Consider the following 17,240-nt stretch of genomic DNA (forward strand, 5'->3'; position numbering starts at 1 on the left):
GAAGTTCGACAGTGAGACGGAACAGCGCGGCACGGGACCTCTCGGGCCGCGTTCTCGTATGTGCTACCCGCCTTAACTGAGACCGGCGAACCACGACAGCGCCATATCCGCAACAAGGCCTACGAAGACGGCGAGGCCGACGTCCCGGTTTGACTTGAATCGCCAGAGACAGTTGGCGGAATTGTGAATATCGAGCGTTGCGACCTGCCACGACATCTGCAGGAACACCAGGACGACGGCCAGGAAATAGACGAGGTGAGCGCCCGCAAGCGCGCCAGCCACGAGCCACAGAATGCCGGCGAGGCCGTACATCGCGCCGACGAACGAAACGGTGTCTTCGCCGAAATGCAGCGCCGTCGAGCCAAGCCCCAGAAGCGCATCGTCCTCTTTGTCCTGATGCGCGTAGATCGTGTCGTATCCGACCGTCCAGAACACACAGCCCGCGTAAAGGGCGAGCGCCGGTAGGCCGATTGATCCCTTGATTGCGGCCCAGCCGACGAGGGCGCCCCAGTTGAAAGCAAGGCCCAGCACCAGCTGCGGATACGATGTGAAGCGCTTCGCGAAAGGGTAGGCCGCAACGATGAAAAGCGAGGCGATAGCCAGCCAGATCGTAAAGCTGTTGAAGTTCAAGAGGACGACCAGCCCCGCGAGCGCCGTCGCTACGACGAAGCCAAGCGCGGCTTCCGGCGAAACCTGCCCCGATGGCAGAGGACGATTGACTGTCCGCTCGACGCGGCCGTCGATGTCGCGGTCGACCCAGTCGTTATAGGCGCAACCGCAGGCGCGCATCGCGAGAGCGCCTATGGCGAAGAGCACGAGATAGCCGATATCCGGAAGGTGATCGCCGGAGTTGACCTGGGCGAGCGTTTGCGACCACCAGCAGGGAAACAGCAACAGCCAAGTGCCGATCGGCCGGTCCAATCGCCCGAGCCGAAGGTACGGCTGCCACGAAGCCGGCGCCCATCGATCGACCCAGTTCGACGGCAGTGCATCCGCAACACGCAATGTCGGCTTGGGCGAAATCTCGGCACCCGTCGTCAAATGATGTTTCTCCGGCAACTTTCGCCAAGACCTATCCGGCCCGTCGTCGCGGCGCAATACGGCGAGACATAATACCGGGTCATGGCTGCGACATACGTTTGACTGCAAGCGAGGCTTCGATAAGACCGCATCATGGCTATCCGCGACCTGACTTCAGAGCGACTATTTGTCGACGTCGATCTTGCCGCCGCCAAGCTCTTGGAGCTTGAGCCGCCGCAGGCACACTACCTGACCGGCGTCCTGCGCCTGCGGCCGGGAGCAAAGCTGTTGGTATTCAACGGCCGCGACGGCGAGTGGGTTGCGACACTTGCCGAGACGCACAAGCGGCGCGTCACCCTCCAAGTCGAGGAGCAGACGCGTCCCCAGGAAAGTGGCCCCGACATCGACTATTTGTTCGCGCCGCTCAAACGGTCGCGGCTCGATTACATGGTGCAGAAAGCGACCGAAATGGGCGCCGCGCGCCTTAAGCCTGTCATCACTGAAAGAACGGTCGCGGAAAGAGTTAACAGCGAGCGGATGCGCGCCAACGTGATCGAGGCGGCGGAGCAGTGCGGGATTTTGCAAGTACCGGCCGTCGAGCCGCCCGCAAAACTCGATGACGTTCTTGACGATTGGGACGATGCGCGACGCCTGATCTACTGCGACGAGCACGAGCAACTGTCTGACCCGATCAGGACTTTGGAGAAGCTCCCAGCCGGGCCCCTGGCCGTCCTTATCGGACCCGAGGGTGGCTTTTCCCCGCGCGAGCGCGAGCGCCTCGTCGGCAAGCCGTATGTCGTGCCGCTGTCGCTCGGCCCGCGAATCATGCGCGCTGATACCGCAGCCGTCGCCGCGCTTGCGATCGTCAATGCCGTACTTGGAGATTGGCGCCGCCGCTAACCCCATTGTCGGGGGCGCTTGCCGTTCAGGCCGGTCCTCGCCATAAGGCTGAAGCCGCGGGGTGCACCCGCGTCGGTTTGGCAAGGCTGGGTCGCTCGGGAATGTCCACGCGAGAACAAGGCGCTGCGAGCGCGACGATCGAGACACGAGACGATCTCGTGCGCTGGATTGCGGCTGGCGAGAAGCCGAAAGCCGATTGGCGTATCGGCACCGAGCACGAAAAGTTCGTCTTTCGCACCGTGACGTTGGATCCCGTGCCGTACGGCGGCTCCGACGGCATTCGCGCCCTGATGGAAGAGCTGATCCGCCGCTACGGCTGGGTCGCCATCAAGGAAGGCGAAAACGTCATTGCTCTGAAGCGCCCGGAGGGCGAGAAGGGCGGCACGATCAGCCTCGAACCGGGCGGCCAGTTCGAGCTTTCAGGCGCACCGGTCGAAACGCTGCATGAAACGGCAGCCGAAACCGACGAACATCTGCGCGAAGTCATCGACGTCGGCGAAGATCTCGCCATCGGTTTTCTCGGCGTCGGATTTTCGCCGAAGTGGCGGCTCGACCAAATCCCGCAGATGCCGAAGAAGCGCTATCAGGTGATGACGCGCTATATGCCGACCGTCGGCAGCCGCGGTCTCGACATGATGTACCGGACCGCGACGATCCAGGTGAACCTCGATTTTTCGAGCGAAGCCGACATGGTGAAAAAGCTGCGCGTATCGCTCGCGCTGCAGCCGATAGCGACCGCGCTGTTCGCGTCGTCGCCGTTCGCCGAGGGTCGCCCCAACGGCTTCCAGTCGATGCGGAGCGAAGCCTGGCTCGACACCGACAAGCGCCGGACCGGTATGCTCCCATTCGCGTTCGAAGATGGCATGGGCTACGAGCGCTACGTCGATTACGCGCTCGATGTGCCGATGTATTTCGTCTACCGCGACGGCAATTACATTGATGTCGCCGGCTCGTCGTTTCGCGATTTTCTGGCAGGCCGCCTCAAGGGGCTGGAAGGCGAGCTGCCGACAGCCGATGACTGGTCGGACCACCTCACCACGCTCTTCCCCGAAGTCCGCCTCAAACGTTTTCTGGAAATGCGCGGCGCCGATGCCGGGCGCTGGGGAACGATCACGGCGCTCTCGGCTTTCTGGACCGGTATTCTTTACGACGGGGCCGCGCTGGATCAGGCTTGGACGCTGGTCCGCGACTGGACCAACGAAGAGCGGGAAAATCTGCGGGCGGCCGTTCCGAAAACGGCACTCGCGACGCCTTTCCGGACGACGACGGCGGCCAACATCGCTCGCCAGGCGTTGCGCATTTCGCGACACGGTCTCAAGAACCGCGCCCGCATCAACGCCAAAAACCAGGACGAGACTGTATTTCTGGCCCCGCTCGAGAAGATCGCAGGCAACAGCCAGACCGTGGCGGACGAATTGTTGCAGCGTTACTCGGGGGAGTGGCGGGGCAACGTCGATCGGATCTTCGAGGAGTTTGCTTTCTGATGGCGCCCATTGCCCTGCGAGCCTCCGGCCTCCAGTTCAAGCCCCGGTTCAGGCCATGTTCATGGTCGCGCGAGTAGCTTCCGCCGCTTGCCTAGGCTCAGCCGCCCAGCACGGCCCGGGGATGAGGAGGCGGTAGGTGTTTCAGGCTGCATCAGTGTCGATAAAATCGTTTGGAATGGCCGCACTGGCTGTTCTGGCGGTGTTGGCTGTTGCCGCCGGAGACGCGAGCGCCGACCCCTGTGCCGATTCCTGCCGGTCTCAGCACAATTCCTGCCGGATGGCCGCAAAACTCCTTTATTCCGCACATTGCGACGCTCAGTTGCAGAGCTGCATCACCCAATGCTTCTCGGGTGCGCGTTCCCGGGACCGCGACAACCGCAGTCCGCGCGACATCCCCCGAGGCATGAGCGAGCCGCGGGGAGTAGGCGGCGGCATGGGCGAGCCCCGCGATATGCGCGGGCCCCCGACCCGCGAGTTTCACGATCCGCGTGATCAGGGCGGCGGTCAGCGCTGGCCCGGAGACCGCCGCTGAAGAGTGCGCTTTCTTCACAGGCGCAACGACTGCGCCCATATTGCCGGTCACCGGCGCACGTGCGAGGATGATTAACGCCCGTGGCTACGCGCCGAGGTTGCCCGGCGTGATCGAATTTGGGCCGCCGCGTCTCTTGCTGACGTAAGCTGACGGCCCAAGAGCGAAACAGCCGACATGACTATTGGCTTGGAGACTGAAGACGATGCCGCATATCGAGCTGCCTGAGCCCGATGTTGGCGTCCTGCGGCGGCTACCCATTCTGATCGAAGGCCTGAAAAGCCGTGTCGGTCAGGATCTTCTGATCGTCGACGAAGATGGACGCCGGGCCTACGAGACGGATGCGTTCACGGCTTACCGCCGCGTACCCATGCTGGTCGTCCTGCCGCGCACGACCGAAGAAGTCTCGAAGATCTTGAAGTATTGCCACGAGAACGACGTCAAAGTCATTCCCCGCGGCGCAGGCACATCCCTGTGCGGCGGGTCGTTGCCGACAGAGGATGCAATCGTCCTCTGCATCTCGAAGATGAACCGCGTCATCGAGATCGATTATGCCAACCGCTTGGCGCGTCTCGAAGCCGGAATAACGAATCTCCAGATCACGGCGGAGGTCGCGGCGGGCGGCTTTTTCTATGCGCCCGATCCTTCATCGCAACTTGCGTGTACGCTCGCGGGCAATCTCGCGATGAATTCCGGCGGCGCGCACTGTCTGAAGTACGGAGTGACGACGCACAATGTCTTGGGCGTCAAAATGGTGCTGATCGACGGCACCGTCGTCGAGATCGGCGGCTCGGCGCTGGAACGCAACGGCTACGACCTCTTGAGCTTGGTCATCGGTTCCGAGGGCCAGCTCGGCGTCATCACTGAAGCAACAGTGAAGCTCGTTCCGTCGCCGGAAGGCGCGCGGCCGATGATGATTGGATTTCGCTCGCCGGAAGCAGCGGGCAGTTGCGTCTCCGCGATCATAGCGGCCGGTATTATCCCTGTAGCGATCGAATACATGGACCACGCGGCCATTGAAGTCTGCGAGGCATTCGCCGGCGCAGGCTATCCGCTCGACGCGGAAGCATTGCTGATCGTCGAGGTCGAAGGCTCGGAGGCAGAAATCGGCATCCTGCTCGGACGCATTGCCGAAATCGCCGCTCGCTTCGATCCGAAAACGGTGCAGATCAGTTCGGACGCCGATCAGAGCGCGCGGATTTGGGCAGGCCGCAAGGCGGCGTTCGGCGCGATCGGGCGCATCTCCGATTACCTCTGCATGGACGGCACGATCCCACTCGCACAGTTGCCTCACGCGTTGACTCGGATCAGCCAGATCTGCGCCGAGTACGGTCTCAAGGTCGCCAACATCTTCCACGCCGGCGACGGCAACCTGCATCCGCTCATCCTCTATGATGCCAATAGTCCCGAGGAGGCGGAACGCGCCGAGCTTGCAGGCGAAGCTATTCTGAAGCTGTGCGTCGAGCTTGGCGGCTGTCTCACCGGCGAGCACGGTGTCGGCATCGAAAAACGCGAGCTGATGACGACGCAGTTCACGCCAACGGATCTGGCCGTCCAGATGCGGATAAAAACCGTTTTCGATCCCACGTGGCGGTTGAACCCGGCGAAGGTATTTCCGCTCGCCATTACCAACGTCATGCGCGCTGGCGACGCCGCCAGCACACCGGAGGCTGCCTAGCAGATGGTGCGATCGTGACTGAGCTTTTTCGCCCCGCCGCCGAGTGGGAATTGCAGTCCATGATTGCGAGGTTTGCGCGCGAAAAGCGTGGCATCGAGGTCGTGGGGCATGGCGCCCTTCGCAACACCGGCCGGGTCGCGACCGCGGACGTCGTGTTGACGACCTCCGGCCTCAAGGGCGTGACGCTCTATGAGCCGACCGAACTCGTTATGTCTGCGAGGTCCGGCACGCCGATTTATGAAATCGAGTCGATCCTCGCGGCGCGCGGTCAGATGCTCAGCTTCGAGCCTGTCGATCTCGGACCGGCAACAGGCGCGCCGGGCGGCGCGCTCTCCATTGGTGGCGTCTTCGCGACGAATTTTTCGGGCTCCCGGCGCATTTCGGCAGGAAGCGCCCGCGATAACCTTCTCGGTGTCCGCGCCGTCAATGGCCGCGGCGAGCTTTTCAAATCCGGCGGCCGCGTGATGAAAAATGTCGCCGGGCTCGACGTCGCCCGCGGATTGACCGGCAGCTGGGGAACGCTTGCCGTGATGACCGAAGTGACATTCAAAGTCGCGCCGCTCCCGCAGACCATGCAGACGCTGGCCTTCGTCGGCCTGCCCGACGACTTGGCGATCGAAGCGCTCAATATCGCGATGGCGACGCCGCTCGAAATTTCGGGTGCGGTCCATCTCCCGAAGAATTGCGTCGACAGGCTCAAAGTGCCGAAGCTCAAGGGCGTCGGACAATCGCTGACGCTTCTGCGTCTCGAGACGTTTGCGACGTCGATCGACGAGCGCAGGGAGAAGCTCAAGGTCGCGCTCAAGGTCTACGGCAAGCCGATCGAGCTCGATGCGGAAGACACCTTCAGTCTCTGGAGCGAATTCCGCACGCTTTCGATGATGCCGTTCTCGACCGAGACGAGCCTGTGGCGGATTTCCACCCTTCCGACGAAGGCGCCTGAAATCGTCGCCGCGATCCAAAAGTTCATGGATGTGGTCGCGTTTTACGATTGGTCGGGAGCGCTCATCTGGCTGGAAGTTCCGGCCGCAGCCGATGCCGGGGCTGCCGACGTGCGCCGTGCCGTTGCCGTTCGCGGCGGCCACGCCACGTTGATCCGTGCAGAGCCGGAAATCCGCAACACCGTCGAAGTCTTCGAACCCTTGAAGCCCGAGATCGAAAGATTGACACGCGGGATCAAGTCGGCCTTCGATCCGAGCGGCCTGCTCAATCGCGGGCGCATGTACGCCAATTTCTAGACACGTCAGCTCGACATAAGGCGCAATGCAAACCAATTTTTCGAAATCGCAGCTCGACGATCCGGAGGTCAAGGAAGCCGAGCGCATCCTTCGACGCTGCGTACACTGCGGGTTCTGCACCGCGACGTGCCCGACATATGTCGTGCTGGGCGATGAGCGCGATAGTCCGCGCGGCCGCATCTACGCAATAAAGGACATGCTCGAGAAAGGGCTCGATGCGAAGCCGGAAGTTTCGGTTCACATCGACCGTTGCCTATCGTGCTTCTCGTGCATGACGACCTGCCCCTCCGGCGTCGACTATATGCATCTCGTCGAGATCGCGCGGAAGCACATCGAAAAAACGGGAAGCCGAAGTCTGAAGGATCGGCTCATCCGGCGCGCCTTGACGGAGATCGTGCCGCATCCGCGCCGCTTCCGGTGGGCGATGAAGGCAGCACCGCTCGGCCGGCGGATGGCTGGCGCATTCAAGGCGCTCAATCTTCCCGAGCTTGCCGCGATGGTGGATCTGGCGCCGGCCGAAGCGCCGCGCGCTGGCCGCTTCCGCGGACCCGGCCGGGCGTCTCCGACGGGCGTTCGAACCGGCCGGGTCATCATGCTCGCGGGCTGTGCCCAGCAAGTGCTGAGGCCCGAGATCAACGACGCGACGATCCGGCTTTTCGCGCGCGGCGGCATCGACGTGATCGTGTCGGCCGGAGCCGCCTGCTGCGGAGCCTTGAGCCAGCACATCGGCCGCGAGGAAGAAGCAATCAAGGCCGCCAAGATCAACGTCGATGCCTGGAGCAAGGAAATCGCCAAAGGCGGCGTCGACGCCATCATCATCAATACGTCCGGCTGCGGCACGACGGTGAAAGACTACGGCCATCTCCTGAAACACGAAACCGAGTACGCCAAGCGCGCGAAGGACATCGCGGCGATGGCGAAGGATGTCAGTGAGTTCCTCGATCAGTACGACATTGGCGCGCCGAAACGCTGGTCCAGCCTCAAGGTCGCGTATCATTCGGCGTGCTCGCTGCAGCATGGCCAGCGCGTCACGAGCCAGCCGAAGTCGTTGCTGAAGAAAGCCGGATTCACCGTCATAGACGTGCCGGAACCCCATCTCTGCTGCGGCTCGGCCGGCGTCTATAATATTCTTCAGCCCGAAATCTCGGGCGCGTTGCGCGATCGCAAGGCCGCAAACATCAAATCATTGCGCCCGGACATCGTGGCGGCGGGCAACATTGGTTGCATCAATCAGCTCCAGCGGGCGCTTGATGTGCCGGTCGTCCATACGGTCGAGTTGCTCGATTGGGCGCATGGTGGTCCAATTCCACCGGGACTAGAAAATCTCTCTCAGTATTCGACCAACGTGCCGCAACCCAAAAACAGCGTTGAGGACTACATAGGCGCATGACAGTCCAATCCGGCGTCAAACAATCCCGAACTTTGCTCGCCGATGAGCTTCGCGCCCGCCTTCGCGGCAAGGCGAAGCCGGTCGGTTCGCTTGGGCGGCTCGAGGATCTCGCAGTCCAAATCGGCTTGATCGCTGGCTCGACGAACCCCGACCTCGGCCTCGCGAAAATTCTGGTCTTTGCGGGCGATCACGGCATCACCGCGGAAGGCGTGACCGCCTATCCATCCGTTGTGACGCGCGAGATCGCCAAATTCGTTTTGGCGGGCACCGCGGGCGTCAACGTATTGGCGCGCGCCGCAGGTGTCGGCGTCGAACTCGTCGATGCCGGAATGCTCGAGCCCTTGCCGCCGCACGATCTCCTTCTCGACCGCCGCATAGCGAACGGCACGAAGAACGCCCGGCGCGAGCCCGCGATGTCGGTCGAGGAATGCGCAGCCGCGCTGGAAGCCGGCCGCGCCATCGATGCACACCTGGGCGCTGAAAGCGTCGGTATCGTCGGCTACGGCGAAATCGGCATCGGCAACACGAGCGCCGCCGCGTTGGTCGCCCACGCGTTGACCGGTCTCGGTCTCAAATCGCTCGTCGGTCCGGGAGCGGGTGCTCCGGCACTCGGTCTCGATCATAAATATCAGGTGCTCAGCGACACGATTGACCGCGCCGCGATTGCGCCGTCGACCTCGGAGAAGCGCACGTTCGAAGTGCTTCGCCAGTTCGGCGGGTTCGAGATCGTAATGATGGCAGGCGCGATGACGGCGGCCGCGGCCGCCGGACGCGTTATCGTCGTCGATGGCTTCATTTCAACCGCCGGAGCCATCGCTGCGGAAGCCCTGGTTCCGGGAACGATCGATAATTGCGTTTTCGCACATTGCTCGGCTGAGCCCGGACATGCAGCATTGCTGAAGCATCTGAGCGTCAAGCCGCTGCTCGAATTGGAAATGCGTTTGGGCGAAGGCACCGGTGCCGCGCTCGCAATACCGATCATTCGCGCCGCCGAACTCATGCTCCGCGAAATGGCGGACCTGCCGGGCGAACATCCCGCATGATCTCGCTTGAACGGATGCGCTTCTTCGTTGCGTTGCAATTCCTGACGCGCATTCCCCTCAAGCATATCGATCCCTTGCCGGGCGATTGGCTTGTGCGGGCAGCAAAATATTTGCCGCTGGTCGGCGGCCTGGTCGGCGTCTTCACAGGCGGCGTCATTCTGCTGACGTCGTTCGTTTTCCCGCAGCCGCTACCGGTCATACTGGGCTTAGCGTTCGCCATTCTGCTGACCGGTGGGCTGCACGAGGATGGATTGGCCGACACAGCCGACGCATTCGGCGGCGGATACACCCGCGAACGCTGCCTCGAAATAATGAAAGATAGCCGCATCGGCACATACGGCGTGCTCGCCCTGATCGTCACCCTGGCGCTCAAGGCGACGGCGCTTGCAGAGGTCGATCCCCATTCCGCAGCGAAGGTCGTAATCGCCGGGTTTGCGGGCGCGCGGGCGGCGGCGGTGCTGGCGCTGGCGAGCCTTTCCTATGCGGGCGGCGAAGCGGCGAAGGTCAGCCGAACCACATCGGAAATGACCGGAAGCGAGATCGCGGTGACGGTCGTGACCGCTCTGATATTCGGATTTCTTTGTTTGAGCCCGGTCGTCTTCTTGGCGTCAGCCCTGTTCGCAGGCGTAGCGGCGACCATTGTCGCATTGATTGCCCACCAGAAAATCGGGGGCTACACGGGCGACGTCCTGGGCGCGATCGAACAGATTTACGAAACGGCATTCTTTATAATCGCCGTGGCCATAATCGCCGGTCCAGGGTAATATTCCCGAAAACAAGAAGCTCGCCGCAGAGTGTATTGCGTATGGCGACGATGGAAACAGGGGGCGGCGCGATATTGCGCGCCGGGGGTGGCTGGTCGCGGGTGCTCAACTCGCGCGGCGGCCGTTTCATTGCCGAAGTCTTTGATGGCGCCGACGAAGCGCTCGCGGCATTTGAAGCCGTCGAGACCGGCCTTGTATCCAACGGTTTTCAAACGCTCGATTGGCTGACGGTCCTCTACGAAGAATTGGCGCCCGCGCGGAAAGCGATGCCGCGTCTCGTCGTCGTGACCGAACAAGCGAGCGGCGACGTCGCGCTCGTTCTCCCGCTCGTTGTTGCGAAAGAAAGGATGCTGCGCGTCGCGAGCTTCGCTGACCTCGGCGTTTCCGATTACGGCGGCCCCATTTTGGGACCGGTACGCCTCACGGATCGAAGAGCCATCCGCCGCGTCTGGCGTTCGGTCCGGAGTTCCATGCACGATATCGACCTTATCCGCTTTGAACGCATGCCCGCCGAAATTGGCGGCCGCCCCAATCCGTTCCTCACGCGTTTAGGCCGCTCGCCGGCATTGAGCATCGGAAGCGTGCTGATGGTGCCGGATACCGTGGAAACTTACCTCGGCGGCATCGGCAAGAAATACCGGAAGGAAGTCGAGCGTTGTCATCGGCTTTGGCAGAAGGAACCCGCGCCGCGCTTTTATCGGGCGACGACCGCGGACGAAATTGCCCATGTCTATCTGGCGCTCGAAGAACAGCGGGCGCGCCGGCACGCGGCACTCCACGGCAAAAACATCCTCGATGAACCGGCCTATGGCTCCTTTTACGAGCGCTTGGCGATCGACGGCTCCGATGCGGGCTTGACGGCGCTCTTCGCGCTCGAAGCAAACGGCGAGATCGTCGCCACCCTTTTCGGCACCGTCCATGACGGTACCTTCACGCGTCTCGCCATTTCGACGGGCGGAGAAGAGTGGAGCCACCTCTCGCCGGGCCGGCTCGTCGTGATTGAAGCGATGAAATATTTCGCCGCCCGGGGCGTGCGCCGCTTCGATATGGGCATCGGCGAGCATCCGCTCGCGCATGGCTTCGGTGCACGGCAGGTGCCGCTCTACGATCTGGTCGTGCCGACGGACGGGATTGCCCTCCCGACGGCCCTCCTGCACGTCCTCAAGGGACACTTCCAAGGCAAACGGGCGCGCCGGGACCCGGCCGATATAGTCCAAGTGGCTGAGCTGCGTTGATTTTAGGGATTTTAGGGCGACTTTCCTGATGCCGGTCCATCCGATATAAGGCGGGCTCGCACGCCGGGCGCTGTAAGGTGTCACGGCAACTTTTCTATTTGCGGTCTGGTCCCCAACATCCTCATGTCCAAAGTGAATACAAGCACGCGCCCCGAGGCGCGCCTCGCCAAAGGCTTCCGCGATATCGAGGCGGCGGAGCTCCGGGGCCTCAACGACATGACGGGTAAGATCCGTGAGGTCTACGAGCGCTACGGCTTCGAGGCGCTCGAGACGCCCGCGATCGAGTACACCGACGCGCTCGGCAAATTCCTCCCCGACCAGGACCGCCCCAACGCCGGGGTCTTCTCGTTCCAGGACGAGGACGAGCAGTGGATGAGCCTGCGCTACGATCTGACCGCGCCGCTCGCCCGCTACGTCGCGCAGAATTTCCAATTCCTGCCGAAGCCGTTCCGCCGTTACGCGTTTGGCAACGTCTATCGCAACGAGAAGCCGGGTCCAGGCCGCTTCCGCCAGTTCATGCAGTTCGACGCCGATACGGTCGGAGCTGAAGGTGTGGCAGCCGACGCCGAGATGTGCATGCTCGCCGCCGATACGCTCGAAGCCCTCGGCGTGAAGCGCGGCGACTACGTGATCAAGGTCTCAAGCCGCAAGCTGCTCGACGGCCTGTTGAGTGCCGCCGGTCTCGACGGCGAAGAAAATGCCGGCCGCCGTCTGACCGTTTTGCGTGCCGTCGACAAGCTCGATCGGCTTGGTATCGAGGGCGTTTCCCAGCTGCTTGGAAAAGGCCGCAAGGATGAAAGCGGCGACTTCACCAAAGGGGCCGATCTGACACCAGCGCAGACGATGGAAGTCATTGGCTTCCTCGAACGGCCCATCGCCTCGAACGCCGATAACCCTGCGTTCAAGTCCGGAGTCGACGATCTCTTGAAACTGAAAGAGATCTGCGCGGCCGCCGGATATGAGGAAAATCGCATCCGTCTCGATCAGACGGTCGTGCGGGGCCTCGAATACTACACCGGCCCCGTCTTGGAAGCCGAGCTGACGTTCGAGGTCAAAGACGATGACGGCAAGCCCGTGCGCTTCGGTTCCGTCGGTGGCGGCGGCCGTTACGACGATCTCGTCGCGCGCTTCACGGGCGAAAAAGTTCCGGCAACCGGCTTCTCCATCGGCGTCTCGCGCCTGCAGGCGGCGCTGTCTCTGATCGGCGACAAGAAAGCAAAAGCTCTCGGCCCCGTCGTCGTCCTCGTGATGGACAAGGCTGAAATCGCGACCTACCAGAAAATGACGCAAGCGCTCCGCAATGCCGGCATCCGCGCCGAGATGTACCTCGGCTCGTCCGGCATGAAGGCGCAGATGAAATACGCTGACAAGCGCAACAGTCCGTGCGTCATCATCCAAGGCTCCGACGAGCGCGCCAAAGGCGAGGTGACGATCAAGGACCTGATCGAAGGCGCCAAGGCCGCCGCCGCGATCAAGGACAATAAAGAGTGGAAGGAGGCGCGCCCGGCGCAGTTCTCCGTCTCCGAGGCAAACCTCATCCAGGAAGTTCACAAGCTCATCAAGCGGCATGAGGCTTAGATCATGACCGTGGAGACGACGCGGAATCTCGAGGCGCTGGCAGCGCAAGCGCAGACGTTGATGTCGGTTTTCACCAAAGCCGGCTACGAGGCCGTTGCGCCCTCCATCATTCAGCCGGCTGACGTGTTCCTCGACGTCATCGGCGAAAGCCTGCGCGCGCGGACCTATGTCTTCACCGACCAGGATGGCGCCGAGCTGTGCCTCCGGCCGGATATCACGGTGCCGACGTGCCGCCTCCACTTGGAACGCCACGCCGATCCGGCGACGACGGCGCGCTATTGCTACAACGGCCCTGCGTTCCGCTTTCAGCCGCAAGGCGCGACGGCCTCGCACCCGCGCGAATTTCGCCAGGCCGGCATCGAGCGTTTTGGCGACAAGTCGCGCGAAGCAGCCGAAGCGGAAACCGTCGCCGTCGTCGTCAAGGCAATTGAAAAAGTTGGTCTCAAGGACTGGACGCTGAAGCTCGGCGACCTCGGATTGTTCTCGAGCGTTCTCGACGCGGCCGACGTCTCTCCGAATTGGAAAAAGCGGCTCGACGATGCGTTTCTGAAGCCGCTCTCGTTTCGCAATGCCCTGAAAGACTTCGCGTCCGCCGCGCGCGTCGCGTCTCCCGGCGTTCCGGAAGAATTGCTTTCTGCCGTGCGGCGCGACGAATGGGAAAAGAGCGAAGCCGCAGTCGCCGTCTATCTCGAAGAAAATGCGATCGAGCTGCTCGGCACGCGCTCGCTCGCAGACATCACGGAACACCTCATGGTGATAGCTGAGGATCGCCAGGAAAAGCCTCTCGACGCGAGCGCGATCGAGTTGATCGAACGCTATGTCGGCGTCACTGGACCGGCGACGACGGCCGGCGAAAAGATCGCCGCTCTCCTCAAAGGCGCGAAGAACGGGGCGGGCGCCGCGTTGGAAACGTACGACCGGCGTCTGGCCCTCCTTGCCAACGCGGGCATCGATCTCAATCGCGTAACGTTTTCGGCCGAATTCGGCCGGACGCTCGCCTATTACTCGGGGCTCGTGTTCGAGGTGAATTCAGCGTCGCTCGAGGAAAAAAGTCCAATCGCCAACGGTGGCCGGTACGACGGGCTGATGCGCGCCGCCGGAGCGCAAGTCGAAATTCCAGCCGTCGGCGCGGCCATCCATTCCGAGCGTCTGCTCGCAGCGACCGTCAAGGGGGCGCAATGAGCAAGCTCACACTCGCGATACCCTCGAAGGGCCGCTTGATGGAGCAGACGACTGACATGTTTGCGCGCGCCGGTTTGGTCGTGCGCAAAGTCGGTCATGTGCGGGGCTATCGCGGCGAGATCGACGGCCTTCCGGATATCGACGTCGCATACGTTTCGTCGGGCGAGATCGCAGCCGCCCTCAAGGCCGGAAGCGTGCACCTGGGCATCACGGGCGAAGACCTGATCCGCGAGAACATTTCTGACGCCGCGACGCGCATACGTTTCTTGCAGGCGCTCGGCTTCGGCTTCGCCGACGTGATCGTGGCGGTGCCGGCGTGTTGGGTCGACGTCGCGACGGTGCACGACCTCGAGGACATTGCGCTGCCGTTCCGCCGCCTGCATGGCCGGTGGCCGCGCGTCGCCACGAAATACGTGAACCTGACGCGGCGCTTCTTCGGCTCCAAAGGCTTCGGCGACTATCGCATCATCGAGAGCGCGGGCGCGACCGAAGGCGCACCGGCGGCAGGCATGGCCGAGCTGATCGTCGACATAACGACGACTGGCGAAACGCTGCGCGCCAACGGCCTTAAGATACTCGACGACGGGATCATTCTGAAATCGCAGGCGAACCTGTGCGCCTCGAACGCCGCCGCTTGGACACCGGAATTCGAGAAGATCTGCGCCGAGCTCGCGGCGAAACTATCTGCATCCGTTCCGGTGAAAGCTACGTCGCGCGTTTAGTTACACGCTATCGGCGAGATGGCATTTCAGGATGCCGTAATCGTAGCGTCCGCCAAGCGCCGAAAAAGCGGGGCCGAGCTTACCCGTCTCGCGCGTTTGGCATCGCTCGAACGCCTCTTCAATCTCGTCGTAGTCCGCAGCATCGAGCTTCAACGCGTCCTCGGCCGTAATCAGTCCGGCTTCGATCGCCTCCGCCAAGTGGCCGTAGACGGTCGAAATCTCGAGGCTTCTCTCGGCGGCGATTGCCTCCGCATCGAGGCCGCGTAAGTGCGCCGCGAGCGTCGCGTTCACGGTCGCGGACAGCCGGTTGTTCAGAGCCGGATGCTTCTTGAATTGCCCGATGACGTCGAGGAAAGCCACGCCATAGCGCGCGATCTTGCTGGCGCCGAGGCCGAGAATATCGTGCAGCGCGCTTTCCGTCGTCGGTTGCTTTTCAGCAAGCTCGATTAACGTCTTGTCCTGAGCGACGACGTAAGGAGGAAGCTTCGCCGATGCAGCGAGCTTCTGCCGGAGCGCCCGAAGCGCGTCGAACAGCGGCTGGTTTTCGCGCGCCACCCGCGACGCCGCAGACGACGTAGCGCGCTTCGAGCCCTTCGAAACTTGCCGCGTCACGCGCAAAAGGAAACGCTCTTCGCCGCGGAGCAGCGGCCGCGCCCGTTCCGTCAAAACGAGCGAGCCCATGCCCTCGTCATCGATGCTCAAATAGCCTTGCGCAGTGAGCTGACGGAAAAGCCCCTTCCACGTCGTCTGCGGAACATCTTTGCCGATGCCGTAGACGGTGAGCCTGTCATGACCGTTGCGGATGATCCGTTCGTCGACGGCGCCGCCCAGAACGTCGGCAAGATACGTGACGCCGAACCGCTGACCCGTGCGATAAACGGCCGAAAGTGCTTTCTGCGCGAGGACCGAGCCGTCTTCCGTATGGGGCGGGTTGAGGCAGTTGTCGCAGTTGCCGCATGGCTCGGGCCGCGTCTCGCCGAAATAGGCAAGCAAGGCCTGCCGTCGGCAACCCGGCATTTCCGCGAGCCCGATCAGCGCATCGAGCTTTTGGCGCTGAACCTTCTTGAATGCATCCGAGCCTTCGGATTGCGAAATCCATTGCCGGAGCTGCACGATGTCCTGAAACCCGTACGCCATCCAGGCGTCGGCGGCCTCCCCATCGCGTCCCGCGCGGCCCGTCTCCTGATAGTACGACTCGATGGACTTCGGCAAATTGAGGTGCGCGACGAACCGAACGTCCGGCTTATCGATGCCCATGCCGAAGGCAATCGTCGCAACGATGATGAGGCCGTCTTCCGAGAGGAACTTCGACTGTGCGCCGGTGCGAATGTGGGGATCGAGCCCGGCGTGATAGGCGAGCGCCTTCCGCCCCTTCGAAGATAGCCAAGCGGCCGTTTCTTCGACCGATTTGCGCGAGAGACAATAGACGATCCCCGCGTCCGTTGGATGTTCGGTTTCGATGAACTGCCAAAGCTTCTCTTTCGCGCTCAAGCTGCCGAGTTCCGCAATGGTGTAGCGGATGTTCGGCCGGTCGAAGCTCGCAATGAAGCAAGCCGCATTTTCAAGCGACAGCTCTGAAATGATATCCTGGCGCGTGCGTTCGTCCGCCGTTGCCGTCAGCGCGACGCGCGGCACGTTCGGGAACCGCTTCGCGAGAACCTTGAGCTGGCGATACTCGGGCCGGAAGTCATGTCCCCATTGCGAGACGCAGTGCGCCTCGTCGATCGCGAATATCGCGATATCGCTGCGCTCGAAGAGATTGAGGGTACGCTCCTGGACAAGGCGCTCCGGCGCGACGTACAGCAGATCGAGCGCGCCGGCCGCGAATTGACGCTCGATCTTGTCCTGCGTCGCCCGATCCTGCGTCGAGTTGAGAAAGGCCGCTTTGACGCCGAGGTCCAGCAGCGCATCGACCTGATCCTGCATCAATGCGATGAGCGGCGAGACGACGATGCCGGTGCCGCGGCGAATGAGAGCCGGGATCTGATAGCAAAGCGATTTACCCCCGCCCGTCGGCATCAACGCCAGGCAGTCGCGGCCGGAAAGCAGCGTCGCGATAATGTCGCTCTGAAGCGACCGGAAGCCCTTGTATCCAAACACCTCTTCGAGCGTCGCGCGCGCCTTCGCCATGTCGTTATCTGCAACTGGCGAAAAGGGCAGGGAAAGCGGCTCGGCAGTGGCCGGCATCGGGAAAACCTGTGCTCAGAACGTCGATGCCGGGACGCTAGCCTGATTCGACCGTGGCTTTTGCAGCTTCGGCTGCTGCAACACGAAAAACCCGTTGATTCAATTGGGAGGTTTCAAACAACTGAACGTTGCGACTTTTTAATCCCACGTTCAGAATGAGTTCATCTTTGTCGCGGTAGTGTGGTCCTCAAGCTGGTGATGACACTTCCCCCCGTGCAACACCAGAACTGCTGAGCCCGGCCAAGCCCCAAGACATCCCCCCGTCTTCCCCTTGGCCGGGCCAGCCCTAA

Annotated in this window: 14 protein-coding genes; 12 read left to right on the forward strand and 2 right to left on the reverse strand. The window is 62.4% G+C overall.

Annotated elements, in window-relative coordinates; genetic code table 11:
* Window positions 1-72 precede the first annotated feature (72 nt).
* On the reverse strand, window positions 73-1,041 hold the full coding sequence (ubiA, locus tag K2Q04_RS00820) for a 4-hydroxybenzoate octaprenyltransferase (protein WP_291157969.1): 969 nt from the start codon (window positions 1,039-1,041) through the stop codon (window positions 73-75).
* A 132-nt stretch (window positions 1,042-1,173) separates the two neighbouring features.
* On the opposite strand from ubiA, the gene K2Q04_RS00825 reads away from it, so the two are divergent.
* From K2Q04_RS00825 to hisG, 12 genes are all read left to right on the forward strand, one after another.
* The gene (locus K2Q04_RS00825) at window positions 1,174-1,920 is read left to right on the forward strand and encodes a 16S rRNA (uracil(1498)-N(3))-methyltransferase (RefSeq protein WP_291157971.1); all 747 of its coding nucleotides are present in this window, start codon (window positions 1,174-1,176) and stop codon (window positions 1,918-1,920) included.
* A gap of 101 nt (window positions 1,921-2,021) precedes the next feature.
* A complete protein-coding gene (locus tag K2Q04_RS00830) occupies window positions 2,022-3,404 on the forward strand; it encodes a glutamate--cysteine ligase (RefSeq protein WP_291157973.1) in 1,383 nt (460 codons plus the stop codon).
* Between the two features lie 136 nt (window positions 3,405-3,540).
* Window positions 3,541-3,936 carry a hypothetical protein gene (locus tag K2Q04_RS00835; RefSeq protein ID WP_291157974.1) on the forward strand — a complete coding sequence of 132 codons (396 nt, stop codon included), beginning with the start codon at window positions 3,541-3,543 and terminating at the stop codon, window positions 3,934-3,936.
* A 202-nt stretch (window positions 3,937-4,138) separates the two neighbouring features.
* Complete coding sequence (locus tag K2Q04_RS00840) at window positions 4,139-5,611, forward strand: FAD-linked oxidase C-terminal domain-containing protein (protein ID WP_291157976.1); 1,473 nt, start codon at window positions 4,139-4,141, stop codon at window positions 5,609-5,611.
* A 14-nt stretch (window positions 5,612-5,625) separates the two neighbouring features.
* Window positions 5,626-6,849 (forward strand): FAD-binding protein, encoded by a 1,224-nt coding sequence (locus K2Q04_RS00845; RefSeq protein ID WP_291157978.1) that lies wholly within the window; start codon window positions 5,626-5,628, stop codon window positions 6,847-6,849.
* Window positions 6,850-6,874: 25 nt separating this feature from the next.
* Complete coding sequence (gene glcF, locus K2Q04_RS00850) at window positions 6,875-8,239, forward strand: glycolate oxidase subunit GlcF (RefSeq protein ID WP_291157980.1); 1,365 nt, start codon at window positions 6,875-6,877, stop codon at window positions 8,237-8,239.
* Window positions 8,236-9,282 (forward strand): nicotinate-nucleotide--dimethylbenzimidazole phosphoribosyltransferase, encoded by a 1,047-nt coding sequence (gene cobT / locus K2Q04_RS00855; protein WP_291157982.1) that lies wholly within the window; start codon window positions 8,236-8,238, stop codon window positions 9,280-9,282. The genes glcF and cobT overlap by 4 nt, the downstream gene beginning before the upstream one ends.
* Window positions 9,279-10,046 (forward strand): adenosylcobinamide-GDP ribazoletransferase, encoded by a 768-nt coding sequence (gene cobS / locus K2Q04_RS00860; protein ID WP_291157984.1) that lies wholly within the window; start codon window positions 9,279-9,281, stop codon window positions 10,044-10,046. The genes cobT and cobS overlap by 4 nt, the downstream gene beginning before the upstream one ends.
* 41 nt (window positions 10,047-10,087) lie before the next feature.
* A complete protein-coding gene (locus K2Q04_RS00865; RefSeq protein WP_291157986.1) occupies window positions 10,088-11,281 on the forward strand; it encodes a GNAT family N-acetyltransferase in 1,194 nt (397 codons plus the stop codon).
* A 123-nt stretch (window positions 11,282-11,404) separates the two neighbouring features.
* Window positions 11,405-12,859 carry a histidine--tRNA ligase gene (gene hisS, locus K2Q04_RS00870; RefSeq protein ID WP_291157987.1) on the forward strand — a complete coding sequence of 485 codons (1,455 nt, stop codon included), beginning with the start codon at window positions 11,405-11,407 and terminating at the stop codon, window positions 12,857-12,859.
* Window positions 12,860-12,862: 3 nt separating this feature from the next.
* The gene (locus K2Q04_RS00875; RefSeq protein WP_291157989.1) at window positions 12,863-14,041 is read left to right on the forward strand and encodes an ATP phosphoribosyltransferase regulatory subunit; all 1,179 of its coding nucleotides are present in this window, start codon (window positions 12,863-12,865) and stop codon (window positions 14,039-14,041) included.
* A complete protein-coding gene (gene hisG, locus K2Q04_RS00880) occupies window positions 14,038-14,763 on the forward strand; it encodes an ATP phosphoribosyltransferase (RefSeq protein ID WP_291157991.1) in 726 nt (241 codons plus the stop codon). Before K2Q04_RS00875 ends, hisG begins: the two co-directional genes overlap by 4 nt.
* Here hisG and recQ read toward each other — a convergent pair whose 3' ends face one another.
* Window positions 14,764-16,893 (reverse strand): DNA helicase RecQ, encoded by a 2,130-nt coding sequence (gene recQ, locus K2Q04_RS00885; protein ID WP_291157993.1) that lies wholly within the window; start codon window positions 16,891-16,893, stop codon window positions 14,764-14,766. It abuts the gene before it with no gap.
* Window positions 16,894-17,240 lie beyond the last annotated feature (347 nt).

The sequence above is a fragment of the Hyphomicrobium sp. genome, from assembly GCF_019753045.1.
Classification (GTDB): Bacteria; Pseudomonadota; Alphaproteobacteria; order Rhizobiales; family Hyphomicrobiaceae; genus Hyphomicrobium_B.

Coding starts and splice junctions, on each gene's coding strand:
- K2Q04_RS00830 (WP_291157973.1), top strand. CDS start 2,022: ATGTCCACGCGAGAACAAGGCGCTGCGAGCGCGACGATCGAGACACGA.
- hisG (WP_291157991.1), top strand. CDS start 14,038: ATGAGCAAGCTCACACTCGCGATACCCTCGAAGGGCCGCTTGATGGAG.
- K2Q04_RS00875 (WP_291157989.1), top strand. CDS start 12,863: ATGACCGTGGAGACGACGCGGAATCTCGAGGCGCTGGCAGCGCAAGCG.
- cobS (WP_291157984.1), top strand. CDS start 9,279: ATGATCTCGCTTGAACGGATGCGCTTCTTCGTTGCGTTGCAATTCCTG.
- glcF (WP_291157980.1), top strand. CDS start 6,875: ATGCAAACCAATTTTTCGAAATCGCAGCTCGACGATCCGGAGGTCAAG.
- K2Q04_RS00865 (WP_291157986.1), top strand. CDS start 10,088: ATGGCGACGATGGAAACAGGGGGCGGCGCGATATTGCGCGCCGGGGGT.
- hisS (WP_291157987.1), top strand. CDS start 11,405: ATGTCCAAAGTGAATACAAGCACGCGCCCCGAGGCGCGCCTCGCCAAA.
- K2Q04_RS00825 (WP_291157971.1), top strand. CDS start 1,174: ATGGCTATCCGCGACCTGACTTCAGAGCGACTATTTGTCGACGTCGAT.
- K2Q04_RS00840 (WP_291157976.1), top strand. CDS start 4,139: ATGCCGCATATCGAGCTGCCTGAGCCCGATGTTGGCGTCCTGCGGCGG.
- cobT (WP_291157982.1), top strand. CDS start 8,236: ATGACAGTCCAATCCGGCGTCAAACAATCCCGAACTTTGCTCGCCGAT.
- recQ (WP_291157993.1), bottom strand. CDS start 16,893: ATGGCGAAGGCGCGCGCGACGCTCGAAGAGGTGTTTGGATACAAGGGC.